Raw genomic sequence first — 12,250 nt, forward strand, 5'->3', positions numbered from 1 at the left:
TGCCTGTCCATTCGTCTAACCTCGGGCGAGTGGACGCGTTCAGCGATTTGATCCGCGGGGTCCGGGCGCACGGCTCGTTGTTCGGCTGCACGGCCCTGTCCGCTCCGTGGTCGCTCCGGTTCGTGGACAGTGCGCCGCTGACCCTGTGCACGCTGTTGAGCGGCGAGGGCTGGATCGTGCCGGAGGACCATCCGCCCGAACTGCTGCGCGCCCGCGAGACCGTCCTCGTCCGCGGGCCGTTCTCCTTCGTGGACAGCCTGGACACCACCGCCGTCCCCGTCGAATGCGGCGAGTTCTGCGCCACTCCCGATCAGGGCGGCGCCCAGCACCACCTTGGCTGGAACGACCCGTTCCACGGCGAAACGAACCTGATCGTCGGCGCGTACCCAGTGCGCAGCCGCGGCCGGATGTCCGCGCTGCTGGATGCCCTGCCAATAGTCGTCCGGCCGCCCTCCTCGGCCGCGGAAGACCCGGTGCTGGACCACCTGGCCGCCGAACTGGCCGTCGACGCGCCGGGCCAGCAGATCGTCCTGGACCGTCTCTTGGACTGGATGCTGGTCTGCCTGCTGCGCGACTGGTTCGACCGTCCAGGCGGCACCCCGCCGCCGTGGTGGACGGCCCAGCGGGACCCGGTGGTGGGCGCCGCTCTCCGGCTGCTGCACGCGGATCCGGCGGCCCCGTGGACGGTCGTCACGCTGGCCGCGCGGGCCGGAGTTTCGCGGTCCACGCTGGCCAAACGCTTCGCGGACCTGGTCGGCGAGCCGCCGATGACGTACCTGACCCGATGGCGGATGACCCTGGCCGCGGACCTTCTGACCGAACAGCCGTCGATGCCGATCGCGGAGGTGGCCTGCGCGGTGGGGTACTCGGACGCGTTCGGGTTCAGTTCGGCTTTCAAACGCTTGCGAGGCGTCAATCCGACCGGATACCGGCGAGCTTTCCTCGCTTCTTCCCCCGGCTGAAAGTGCCTCCGCCGAGTGAACCTTCCGGCGTGTCGCGCACGAGGGGTCCCCTCGCACCGTGATTTGTTTGCCCTGGTCCAGGCGTTTTCGACAGGCTGGGCGCATGGTTCTGACAGCAGTGCTCGCAGCCGGGGCGGTGGTCCCCGTGCTGCTGATGATGACGAAGAAAGCCGGTGCCCCGGTCTCCGCGGCGATCGGCATGACCGCTGCCGTCGCGGCCGCAGCAGTGGCCGCGTGCCGCGCCGACGCGGGCGCGCTTCCGGCTTGGTGGCTGCCCGTGGCGTGGCTGGTCTCGGTACTGGGCGTGCCCCTCGCCTTGGCTGACGCCCGGCACCGCCGCCTCCCGGACATCCTCACCCTGCCCGCCTACCCGGCCGTCGCCCTGACCCTCACCCTCGCCGCCCTGAGCGGCGGAGGCTGGCGGTTGGCGGTCGGTGCTCTCCTGGGATGCCTGCTGTTCGGCGGGACACACCTGATCGTCCACAGGTTGTCGGCGGGCGGCCTCGGCCCCGGTGACGTGAAACTGGCCGGGTCATGCGGCGCCGTCCTGGGCGCAGTCGGCGGACTGGCCCCCGCGGCGGCTGCCGTCCTGGCAGCGCTGGCGAGCCTGGCGGGTGTCGTACCGATGTGGCTGCTGCGCCGGATCCGCCAGACGCGGTCTTCTGCCCGGCTTGCTTCACCCTCATCCGTCACCGACCGGACCGTCGCACCCTCGCTCCGCTCGGCAGCCGAAGGAGAACTCCACGAGCCCACACCGAGCCAATCCGACCCCTTAGCGGCCAGTCTCGCCCAGCCGGACCTCGCCCGTGCGCACGAGACAGCCAGTCCCGCCCCGTCCTCTGCTCCGGCAACCGCCCCCTCCGCGCCGACCGACCCCACTCCCGCGCCGTCTGCTCCCGTTGCTGCGCCGATCGATGCTGCGGTCCTCCCGGGGCCTGCCTCGTCCGCGCCGCCGACCAACCCTGTTCCCACGCCGACCGCCTCCGTTCCTGCGCTGCCCGGTCCGGTTGCCGCGCTGCCCGGTCCGGCCCCCACGTCAACTGGTGCCGCGTTCCCGCCGGGGCCTGTCTCGTCCGCGCCGCCGACCAACCCTGTTCCCACGCCGACCGCCTCCGTTCCTGCGCTGCCCGGTCCGGTTGCCGCGCCGTCTGGTCCGGCCCCCACGTCAACTGGTGCCGCGTTGCCGCCGGGGCCTGTCTCGTCCGCGCCGCCGAGCAGCCCTGTTCCCGCGCTGACCGACCCCGTTCCCGCGCCGTCTGGTCCGGCCTTCACGTCAACTGGTGCCGCGTTCCCGCGGGGGCCTGTCTCGTCCGTTCCGCCGACCAACCCCGTTCCCGCGCTGCCCGGTCCGGCCCCTACTCCAACCGGCACCGCGGTCCCGCCGAAGCCCGCCCCCGCCGCACCTCCGCCCGGCCCGGCCCGCCCCCGGACCCGCGCCGGCCCCCTCCGCGTTCCCTACGGCCCGGGCTTGGTTCTGGCCACCTGGGCGTGCGCGGTCTTCCCAGCCGCTGGAACGGGCATCACCTGAGGCCAGGGGCTCTGCCAGGCCGCCGGACACGCCGTGACAGGATTGGCCGGTGCTGCGCTGGATCACCGCTGGAGAATCGCACGGACCCGCCCTCGCCGCTGTGCTCGAAGGGCTGCCTGCCGGGGTGGAGGTGACGACCTCGGACCTCTCCGCGCAGCTCGCGCGGCGCCGGCTCGGGTTCGGCCGCAGCCCCCGGATGGGCTTCGAGACCGACCAGGTCCAGTTTCTCGGCGGGGTCCGGCACGGGGTCACCCAGGGCGGCCCGATCGCCGTCCAGATCGAGAACGCCGAGTGGCCCAAGTGGGAGAAGGTCATGGCGGCCGATCCGGTCGACGAGGCCGAGCTCGCCGGGCTCGCCCGCAACGAGCCGCTGACCCGGCCCCGCCCGGGGCACGCCGACCTTCCCGGCATGCAGAAGTACGGCTTCGACGAGGCCCGTCCCGTCCTCGAGCGCGCCAGCGCCCGCGAGACGGCCTCGCGGACCGCGCTCGGCACGGTCGCGCGGAACTTCCTGCGGCAGCTGCTCGGGGCCGAGGTGCTGAGCCACGTCGTCTCCATCGGCGGCGCCGACGCTCCCGACGGCCCGCTCCCGCAGCCGGGCGACCTCGCGGCGATCGACGAGAGCCCGGTGCGGGCGTTCTCGGCCGAAGGGACCGAGGCGATGGTCGCCGAGGTCGACGCGGTGCGGAAGGCGGGCGACACCGTCGGCGGCGTGATCGAGGTGATCGTCTACGGCCTGCCCCCGGGCCTCGGCTCGCACGTGCACTGGGACCGCCGTCTCGACGCGCGGCTCGCCGGCGCGCTCATGGGCGTGCAGGCGATGAAGGGCGTCGAGGTCGGCGACGGCTTCACCACCGCCCGCCGGTGGGGCAGCCAAGCGCACGACGAGATCGACCGCGGCACCGGACCGGTCGGCGTCACGCGCCGGTCGAACCGCGCGGGCGGGCTCGAGGGCGGCATCACCAACGGCGAGCCGTTGCGGGTGCGCGTCGCGATGAAGCCGATCTCGACCGTGCCCAAGGCGCTGTCCACAGTGGATGTCCGGACCGGCGAGCCCGCCGTGGCGATCCACCAGCGTTCCGACGTGTGCGCGGTGCCTCGCGCGGGCGTGGTGCTGGAGTCGGTCGTGGCGCTGGTCGTCGCGGACGCGGCACTGGAGAAGTTCGGCGGCGACTCGCTGGCCGAGACCCGGCGCAACGCGCAGTCGTACTTGAAGGCGCTCGAGGAGCGCTGGTGAGCCCGCGCGCGGTCGTCGTCGGACCGCCGGGCTCGGGCAAGAGCACGGTCGGCCCGCTGCTGGCCGCGGCGCTCGGCGTGTCCTTCCGCGACACCGACGACGACATCGTCGCCCGCGCCGGACGCGCCATCTCGGACATCTTCGCCGACGACGGCGAACCCGCGTTCCGCGCGATCGAGGAGGAAGCGGTCGCCACCGCCCTCGCCGAACACGACGGCGTCCTCTCCCTCGGCGGCGGCGCCCCGCTCACCCCCGGCACCCGCGCGCGGCTTCAGGACCACACGGTGGTCTTCCTGAACGTCGGGCTCGCGGCGGGCGTCCAGCGCACTGGCATGTCCAGCGCGCGCCCGCTGCTCGCGGGCATCAACCCGCGCGCCACCTTCAAAGCTCTGCTCGACCAGCGGCTGCCGGTGTACCGCGAGGTGGCGACCGTCGAGATCGAGACCGACAAGCGCACGCCCGAAGAGGTCGTCGCGGCCGCCGTCGCCGCCCTCGAACCCGACCGGGTCCGCGAACCGTGACCCGCCACCGGCCGCCCGCGCCCGCTCAAGTCCGTGAGGGGAACCCCGCGGGACTCTGAATCCCGCAGGGGCCCCTCACGGACCGCAAACCCCGCTCCAGGACCACCGGGCCCGGGAGCAGTGAGGAGAACCGTGTCCGCCACCCCGCCCGTCCGGATCCGGGTCGCCACCGCGCAGCCGTACGACGTGCTCGTGGGACGCGGCCTGCTCGGCGAACTCACCGAGCAGCTCGCCGACGCGTCGAAGGTCGCGCTGATCCACCCGCCGACGCTCACCGCCACCGCCGAGGCTGTTCGCGACGAGCTGGCCGCGGCCGGGCTCGACGCGCACCGCGTCGAGATTCCCGACGCGGAGGACGGCAAGGCCTTCTCGGTCGCCAGCTTCTGCTGGGAGGTCCTCGGCCGGATCGGGCTGGACCGGCGCGGCGTGGTCGTCGCGCTCGGCGGCGGGGCGGTCACCGACCTCGCCGGGTTCGTCGCGGGCACCTGGATGCGCGGCGTCCGGCTGGTGAACGTGCCGACGACGCTGCTCGGCATGGTCGACGCGGCCGTCGGCGGGAAGACCGGCATCAACACCGAAGCGGGCAAGAACCTCGTCGGCGTCTTCCACGAGCCCTCCGCCGTCCTGGTCGACCTCGCGACGCTGGAATCCTTGCCGCGCAACGAACTCGTCGCCGGAATGGCCGAGATCGTCAAGACCGGCTTCATCGCCGACCCGCGGATCCTCGAACTGATCGAGGCCGACCCGGCGCAGGCGCTCGACCCGGCGGGCGACGTGCTCGCCGAACTGGTCCGCCGCTCGATCCAGGTGAAGGCCGACGTCGTCGCCGCTGACCTGCGCGAATCCGACCTGCGCGAAATCCTCAACTACGGCCACACCCTCGGCCACGCCATCGAACGCCGCGAGCGCTACCGCTGGCGCCACGGCGCGGCGGTCAGCGTCGGCCTGGTGTTCGCGGCGGAACTGGCCCGGCTGGCCGGACGTCTCGACGACGCCACCGCCGACCGGCACGCCTCGGTGCTCAAGCTGATCGGCCTGCCGACCGCCTACGACGCGGACGCGCTGCCCCAGCTGCTGGAAACCATGAAGGGCGACAAGAAAACCCGCTCCGGCGTGCTGCGGTTCGTCGTCCTCGACGGCCTGGCCAAACCCGGCAGGCTGGAGGGCCCCGACCCGTCGCTGCTCGCCGCCGCGTACTCGGCGATCGCGGCCGAGTCCACCGAAAACGGCGGGAGCGTGCTGCTGTGAAGACGTTCGTGTTCAACGGCCCCAACCTCGGCCGCCTAGGCAAACGCGAGCCGGACGTCTACGGCTCCACCACGCACGACGACCTCGCGCACCTGTGCGTCGCGACCGGCCAGGAGCTGGGCCTCGACGTCGAGGTCCGCCAGACCGACCACGAGGGCGCAATGGTCGGCTGGCTGCACGAGGCCGCCGACGCGGGCGCCCCGGTCGTGCTGAACGCCGGCGCGTGGACGCACTACTCGATCGCCGTCCGCGACGCCGCCGCCCAGCTCACCGCGCCGCTGATCGAGCTGCACATCAGCAATGTGCACAAGCGCGAGGAATTCCGGCACCACAGCGTGCTTTCCGACATCGCGACCGGGGTGATCGTCGGCCTCGGCGTGGATGGTTACGCCCTGGCGCTGCGCTGGATCGCCGCGCACGCGTCCTGACCTCGCGTTAGACGCTGCTGCCGGGCGGTTCCGGTGCCGCGGCGGGCTTTCCGGCATCACGCCAGGGTGCGGCCGCTGGGGCTGGGGGTGAGGGCGGCAGCCCCGGGGGTCGTGAGTGTTCGTGCCGGTTAGAACCGGCGCCGCCACTCACGAGACCGGCGGAGACGCGGACCGTCGCGCCGGATCGCCGCGCACCAACCGAAAAGCAAGCCTCCGGTAAACCCGCCGCTTGACCGGCAGATGCCCGATGTGGTTCACCCATCCGGTGCCGCTGTCGCTACACTCGGCGATCATGCACCCGTTTCGTCGTGGGGGTCGGCGACCCGTGCGTCAGCTGCTCTCGCTGCTGATCGCCGGTTCCCTCGTTTCCGGGTGCAGCCAGACGATGGCCCAGCCGCAAGCCGAGGGCACGGGGCACGGCGGCATCGCGGGCGGTGCTCCGCAACCGCCCAAGGATCCGCCTCGGGCGGCGGACGTCGCTCTCGCCGCGGGGGCCAGCAGGCAGGGCGGGGGCGTCGTGGCGGCCGGGGCCGCGGACGCGTCCTACAACTACGGCCCCACCGTGATGGTCGAGAACGGCCGCACCCGGATCTGGTGGTGCAGCCAGTACAGCAGCGCCCCGCCGCCGGGCGACGACATCCTCTACGCCGAGGGTCCCTCGGCCGACGGACCCTTCACCGGGCCGGGTGGCGGCGCGCCCCCGGCGGTCCTGTCCGGCGCGCCCGGGAACTTCGACGGCATGCACACCTGCGACCCGTCCGTGCTGCGCGTCGGCGGCACCTACTTCATGTACTACACCGGGGCTGCGGGCGACCACGCGCTCGGCAACGCGATCGGCATGGCCACCAGCCCGGACGGCATCCACTGGACCCGTTCGAACGGCGGCAACCCGATTCTCGGCGCGTCCCACGACGTCCACCGCGCCAACGTCTACGGCGCCGGCCAGCCCTCGGTGGTCTTCCTCGACGGCTGGTACTACCTCATGTTCACCGACACCACCGGCCGCGCGGCGGGCTGGAACGGGGCGGGGCAGTTCGTCGTCCGGGCGCACGACCCGGCGTTCCGCGAGGGGGTGGAAGCGTTGGGGGAGAAGGGGTTCGAGCCCACCGCGACGACTGCCGCGCCGCGGACCCGGTCTGTGGTCGACGCGTTCAGCGTGGACCTGGAGTGGGTCGGCGCGCTCTCCGCCTTCGCCATCGCGCACGAAACCGCCGAGGGCACCACGATCACCTTCTGGGACCGCGATTTCACGATGCAGCCGTACAAACCGGTCGTGATCCCGGGCGCGTGGAAGGAAGGCCCCGGCCTAGTCCGCCGTCCGGACGGGCACGCGCCGACGTCGGTCAGCGACCCGTGCGATCTGGTTTCGCTGGACGTCGTGCGCGCCACCGAGATCGGCCCGACGGGCGCGCCGACCGGGCTGAAGCACTTCGGGCTCGACGTGAAAGGCGCGGGCGGCTGCTCGACCCCCTCGCGCAGCATGGCGACCTTCGACGGCGTCGCGATGCCGTCCCCGGACCGCATGATCGACCTCTACCGCCGCGGCGAGCGGATCCGGATCGACCGGCGGTCAGTCGCCGCGGTGCTTGCCGGGGAACTGGTCGACCGGCCGTTGCCGCAGGTGCCGGAAGCGCCGGTGAAAACCCGCCTGCGCTCGGGGGCCACCATCGTGCACGCGTACGGCCGCGGTTACGGCATCGTGCTCGACGGGCAGCTTTACGGCTTGCCGGACACGACGATCGTGCCGCTCAACGGTTCCGGGGTGCAGGAGATCGACCCGCAACAGTGGGACGGCGCCGCGCGCGGTTTGCCGCTGGGCGGCTGACCGGCGAAGGCTTCGGAGCGGTCCGCGGGGCCGGGCTCGGCGGGAGTTCGAGTTCGCCGGAACGGCTGCCGGCGCCGTCCTCGTCCTCGTCGTCCGGTTCAGGTGCGGCGGACTCCTCGTCGGAAGTCTCCGCCGGCCGCCGCATCCGGCCGCCGACGAACAGGCCCAGCCCGGCGGGCACCAGCACCAGCAGCGCGGAGAACGCCGCCCCGCCGGTGAGCGCGGCGCCCAGTTCGGAAACCCCGGTCTGGTCGACGAAGATCGCCCGCCCGATCACGTACAGGATGCCCGAGCACACGCCCGCGACCAGCGACGCGATGAACCACGCGCGCCCTCTGTCGCGCAGGCCGCGCCAGCCGTCGATCGCGCTCCACAACGCCGCCAAGCCGACCAGTACGGCGATGGTGAGCGACGTGAACAGCGTCTGGCCGGTCGGGTGGAACACGGACCACTTGGCGAGCAGCGTCATCGCGGCGGCGTGCACGACCGCCATGACCAGCCCGCGCGTCAACCAGGCACCCAGCATGGACGGAGTGTAGGCGCGCCGAAGTTAACCGCCAGTAGGCCGTCCTCGAACCGCGGCCGCGGGGACGGCCGGAAGCCGCTGGTTAAGCTGGTCGCGTGCCGGAAATCCACGCTCACCGCCGCGCCGCGGCCGCCGCCCTGCTCCACGAGAACGGGGTCGACGCGCTGCTGGTCACCGATCTGCTCAACATCCGCTACCTGACCGGGTTCACCGGGTCGAACGCCGCGCTGCTGCTGCACGCGGACGGCGACGCGAAGACCCTGTTCTGCACCGACGGGCGCTACACGACCCAGTCGGAGTCAGAGGTGCCCGACCTGGAGCGCGTGCTCGACCGCGCCAGCGCCCGCGCGCTCGCGGTGCACGCGGCGGAGCAGGGCTACGGCCGGACCGGGTTCGAGAGCCAGCACGTGAGCGTCGAGGAGCACGAGAACCTCAAGGTGTGCTTCGACCGGGTCGAACTGGTCCGCACTCCGGGGCTGGTAGAGCAGTTGCGGGTGGTCAAGGACGAGGTCGAGATCGCGGCCTTGCGCGCCGCGTGCGCCGCCGCCGACCGTGCGCTCGCCGCCTTGATCGAGGCCGGGGGAGTGCGGCCGGGCCGGACCGAACTGGAAGTGGCGCGCGACCTGGAGAACCGGATGCTGGAGCACGGTTCGTCCGGGATCTCCTTCGAATCCATCGTCGCCGCCGGGCCGAACTCGGCGATTCCGCACCACCGCCCGACCGGGGCCGAACTGAGCCGCGGCGACTTCGTGAAATTCGACTTCGGCGCCACGGTCGACGGCTACCACTCGGACATGACCCGCATGGTCGTCATCGGCGAACCGGCGGACTGGCAGCGCGAGATCTACGACCTGGTGCACCGCGCGCAGGCGGCGGGCGCCGAGGCTGTCCGCCCGGGCGCTGTGGTGTCCGAAGTGGACGCCGCGGCCCGCTCGGTGATCGCCGACGCCGGGTACGGAGAGCAGTTCGCGCACGGTCTCGGCCACGGCGTCGGGCTGGAAGTGCATGAGGCACCGAGTCTCGCCGCCGCGGGCGTCGGTACACTGTCCGCCGGTATGGCGGTCACCGTCGAGCCCGGCGTGTACCTCGCGGGGCGCGGTGGCGTGCGCATCGAGGACACGCTCGTCGTGCGGGACTCCGGACCCGAACTCCTCACCCTGAGCACCAAGGACCTCGTGGCCGTCTGACGGCCGCGGCCGAAGAGATCGAACACAGGAGACCTGAAGACTCGTGGCCACCACCAACGACCTGAAGAACGGACTCGTCCTCAACCTGGACGGCCAGCTGTGGAGCGTCACCGCGTTCCAGCACGTCAAGCCGGGCAAGGGCGGTGCGTTCGTGCGCACCACGCTCAAGCACGTCCTGACCGGGAAGGTCGTCGACAAGACCTTCAACGCGGGCACGAAGGTCGAGACGGCCACGGTGGACCGCCGGAACATGACGTACCTGTACAAGGACGGCGCGGACTTCGTCTTCATGGACGGCGACACCTACGACCAGATCACGGTGCCCGCCGAGACCGTCGGCGACAACGCGAACTACATGCTCGAGAACACCGAGGTCCAGGTCGCGGTGCACGAGAACGAGCCGCTGTACGTCGAGCTGCCGACCTCGGTCGAGCTGGTCATCCAGCACACCGACCCCGGCCTCCAGGGCGACCGTTCCACCGGCGGCACCAAGCCGGCGACGCTCGAGACCGGCGCGGAGATCCAGGTCCCGCTGTTCCTCTCGACCGGCGAGAAGATCAAGGTCGACACCCGCGACGGCCGTTACCTCGGCCGCGTCTCCAGCTGATGGCGGACAAGCTTCCCCCGCACCCGAACCGCGGCGGCGCGATCAGCAGGCGCCAGGCGCGCCGGCGCGCGGTCGAGATGCTGTACGAGGCCGCCCAGCGGTCCGCCGACCCGGTCACGCTGCTGGCCGACCGGGTCGGCGCGGTCGGCCTCGACCCGGTCGCGGACTACACGATCACCGTCGTGGAGGGCGTCACGGCCCACCGCGAGCGGATCGACGAACTTCTCGCGGAGCACTCGCAGGGCTGGACCCTCGAGCGGATGCCGCCGGTCGACTTGGCGGTCCTGCGCGTCGGCGTGTACGAGATGCTGTGGTCGGCGGACGTCCCCGACGCGGTCGCGATCGACGAAGCGGTCGGCCTCGCGAAGGAACTTTCGACGGACGACTCGCCGCGGTTCATCAACGGCGTGCTCGGCCGTATCGGCACGATCGCCGACCGGCTGCGCGCGGTCCTGTAGTCCTCGCCGCCCTGGCGGCTCGGTAGTCAGAGGTAACCCGGCTGGGGGAAAGCGGCCACCTGAATGGCCGCTGCCTGATCGGGTCACCGCCGGGCCCCGGCGGCCGGTGCGAGGGGCGTCCGGGAGAAAATTGATCACCGAGCGGAATCGGATCCGGTCGGCGGGCGCCATTCGCGGCCGGAGAATCCGGGCGATGGCGCGGCGATCCGGCGCGGTTGGGGTGACGGGCTCCCGGATTCGCTGCGGTGAGTAAGCAGTCCTGCTGAGCGGGCCCCAATGCGGTGATCGCGGCCGGGGGCTGCGAAATCCGCGACGGGGCAACGGTTTCCGATGGCTGAACGGGGACTTAACCGCTGCCGGAGCGGAATTCGTTGCCTGGGGGAGCGGCGAGACCAGACGGGCGCCGCTGTCGGGAGAGCGTGCCCGGGGCGGAAAACCCGTTGTGAGCGGGGGAAATGCTCGGGGCGAGACTGCCGCGAAGGTCGCTTCATGCTGACAGTTCAGGTTTGCGGCCACGCGCGGGGAATGCTCGGTGCCGGACTGTCGCGCTGCTCGGGGAGTTGCTTTGCGCTGGTAGTTCAGGTTTGCGACGCGGGAATGCCGGTGCGGGATTGTTGCGCTGATGGTTCGGGTTTCGTGGCTGCGAGCGGGGGAAATGCTCGGCGCGAGAGAGCCGCGCTGCGGGGAAGTCGCTTGACATCGGCGGTCCGGGTTTCGCGGCCGGGAGTGAGCAGGCGCTCGGCGCGGAACTTCAAGCCGGGCAAGGAAGTCCGCTCGGCATCCGAAGCTCGGAGCGGGGAAGCGGCCGGGGCGGAAGAACCCCTGGCGCTCTGGGGCGCACCGCAGAAAATGCGCCGGAATCCGGAAGAAATCCGATTCTCAGCGCGGAAAACCCAGGCAATTCCAGCGAAGTCACCGGCTGTGGCCAGGCGCGTCGCGAGGCAGAACAAGGCAGGTCAGCGGTCCCGGGCACCCTGGATCAACCGAGGCCGACCGGATCCGGCGGGCCGGGATTCGCGGCCGGAGACTCACCCGAAGCGCGGCGGGCGTTCCCGGTTCCCCGGGTGCGGGAAGCCCGCCGCGTCGTGCACGGCCGCTGCCGCCATCAGTGCTCAGTCCTCTTTGGACGGGCGGGCTTCCGGCGGGAGGACGCCCCAGTCGATGAGCTGCTCGGTCAGCTCGCCGGGGGTCATGTCGTAGATGATGGCGAGCGAGCGCAGGTCCTCGGTGCGGATGGAGAGCACCTTGCCGTTGTAGTCGCCGCGCTGGCTCTGGATCGTGGCCGCGTACCGGGCGAGCGGGCCGACCTTTTCCGCGGGGAGCTGCTGGAGCCGCTCCAGGTTGATCACGATCTTCGTGGCGGGCTCGGCTCCCGAGGGGACCCGGCCCTCCGGCAGCAGTTCGACCACCGGCACGCCGTAGAAGTCCGCCAGCTCGGCCAGCTTCTGGACGGTGACCGCCCGGTCGCCGCGCTCGTACGAGCCGACCACGACGGCCTTCCAGCGTCCGCCGGACTTCTGCTCGACCCCGTGCAGGGACAGGCCTTGCTGCTGGCGGATCCCGCGGAGCTTGGCCCCGAGCGCCTTGGCGTAATCGCCCATCTGGTGGTTCTCCGTTTCATCGCCCCTGCCCGGCCGGGAGGACCGGAGCCGGGGACTCCTCGAGTCGAATACTCAGAGTAATGGTTACGCATAGTTGTCACCAGGTCAAGCAGAAGGTCGGT

At 71.9% G+C, this 12,250-nt stretch carries 12 protein-coding genes; 10 read left to right on the forward strand and 2 right to left on the reverse strand.

Annotated elements, in window-relative coordinates; all coding sequences use genetic code 11:
- Positions 1-29 precede the first annotated feature (29 nt).
- From L3Q65_RS03735 to L3Q65_RS03765, 7 genes are all read left to right on the forward strand, one after another.
- Positions 30-962 (forward strand): AraC family transcriptional regulator, encoded by a 933-nt coding sequence (locus L3Q65_RS03735; protein WP_182890453.1) that lies wholly within the window; start codon positions 30-32, stop codon positions 960-962.
- Positions 963-1,065: 103 nt separating this feature from the next.
- Positions 1,066-2,490, forward strand: a complete 1,425-nt coding sequence (locus L3Q65_RS03740; protein WP_237598794.1) for an A24 family peptidase — start codon at positions 1,066-1,068, stop codon at positions 2,488-2,490.
- Between the two features lie 49 nt (positions 2,491-2,539).
- Entirely contained in the window at positions 2,540-3,727 is a 1,188-nt protein-coding gene (gene aroC / locus L3Q65_RS03745) for a chorismate synthase (protein WP_182890452.1), read from the forward strand.
- The gene (locus tag L3Q65_RS03750; protein WP_182890451.1) at positions 3,724-4,248 is read left to right on the forward strand and encodes a shikimate kinase; all 525 of its coding nucleotides are present in this window, start codon (positions 3,724-3,726) and stop codon (positions 4,246-4,248) included. Before aroC ends, L3Q65_RS03750 begins: the two co-directional genes overlap by 4 nt.
- Before the next feature lie 132 nt (positions 4,249-4,380).
- Complete coding sequence (gene aroB, locus L3Q65_RS03755) at positions 4,381-5,496, forward strand: 3-dehydroquinate synthase (protein ID WP_182890450.1); 1,116 nt, start codon at positions 4,381-4,383, stop codon at positions 5,494-5,496.
- Positions 5,493-5,924, forward strand: a complete 432-nt coding sequence (gene aroQ / locus L3Q65_RS03760; RefSeq protein WP_182890449.1) for a type II 3-dehydroquinate dehydratase — start codon at positions 5,493-5,495, stop codon at positions 5,922-5,924. Before aroB ends, aroQ begins: the two co-directional genes overlap by 4 nt.
- A gap of 334 nt (positions 5,925-6,258) precedes the next feature.
- Complete coding sequence (locus L3Q65_RS03765; RefSeq protein ID WP_237601038.1) at positions 6,259-7,749, forward strand: beta-xylosidase; 1,491 nt, start codon at positions 6,259-6,261, stop codon at positions 7,747-7,749.
- Here the strand turns inward: L3Q65_RS03765 and L3Q65_RS03770 are convergent.
- Positions 7,673-8,275, reverse strand: coding sequence for a B-4DMT family transporter (locus tag L3Q65_RS03770; RefSeq protein WP_237598795.1), 603 nt, complete (start codon positions 8,273-8,275; stop codon positions 7,673-7,675). The genes L3Q65_RS03765 and L3Q65_RS03770 overlap by 77 nt on opposite strands.
- 95 nt (positions 8,276-8,370) lie before the next feature.
- Here L3Q65_RS03770 and L3Q65_RS03775 point away from each other — a divergent pair, with 95 nt between their 5' ends.
- Genes L3Q65_RS03775 through nusB form a run of 3 tightly spaced genes read left to right on the forward strand, consistent with a single transcriptional unit; the run spans position 8,371 to position 10,527 of the window.
- On the forward strand, positions 8,371-9,462 hold the full coding sequence (locus L3Q65_RS03775; RefSeq protein WP_237598796.1) for a Xaa-Pro peptidase family protein: 1,092 nt from the start codon (positions 8,371-8,373) through the stop codon (positions 9,460-9,462).
- 43 nt (positions 9,463-9,505) lie between these two features.
- Positions 9,506-10,069 (forward strand): elongation factor P, encoded by a 564-nt coding sequence (gene efp, locus L3Q65_RS03780; RefSeq protein ID WP_009075786.1) that lies wholly within the window; start codon positions 9,506-9,508, stop codon positions 10,067-10,069.
- On the forward strand, positions 10,069-10,527 hold the full coding sequence (nusB, locus tag L3Q65_RS03785; RefSeq protein ID WP_182890445.1) for a transcription antitermination factor NusB: 459 nt from the start codon (positions 10,069-10,071) through the stop codon (positions 10,525-10,527). The genes efp and nusB overlap by 1 nt, the downstream gene beginning before the upstream one ends.
- 1,112 nt (positions 10,528-11,639) lie before the next feature.
- On the opposite strand, the gene L3Q65_RS03790 is transcribed toward nusB, so the two are convergent.
- Positions 11,640-12,128 carry a transcriptional regulator gene (locus L3Q65_RS03790; RefSeq protein WP_003096372.1) on the reverse strand — a complete coding sequence of 163 codons (489 nt, stop codon included), beginning with the start codon at positions 12,126-12,128 and terminating at the stop codon, positions 11,640-11,642.
- Positions 12,129-12,250: the final 122 nt, after the last annotated feature.

The organism is Amycolatopsis sp. FU40 (assembly GCF_021903635.1).
Classification (GTDB): domain Bacteria; phylum Actinomycetota; class Actinomycetes; order Mycobacteriales; family Pseudonocardiaceae; genus Amycolatopsis; species Amycolatopsis dendrobii.

Coding starts and splice junctions, on each gene's coding strand:
- L3Q65_RS03740 (WP_237598794.1), top strand. CDS start 1,066: ATGGTTCTGACAGCAGTGCTCGCAGCCGGGGCGGTGGTCCCCGTGCTG.
- L3Q65_RS03770 (WP_237598795.1), bottom strand. CDS start 8,275: ATGCTGGGTGCCTGGTTGACGCGCGGGCTGGTCATGGCGGTCGTGCAC.
- nusB (WP_182890445.1), top strand. CDS start 10,069: ATGGCGGACAAGCTTCCCCCGCACCCGAACCGCGGCGGCGCGATCAGC.
- L3Q65_RS03790 (WP_003096372.1), bottom strand. CDS start 12,128: ATGGGCGATTACGCCAAGGCGCTCGGGGCCAAGCTCCGCGGGATCCGC.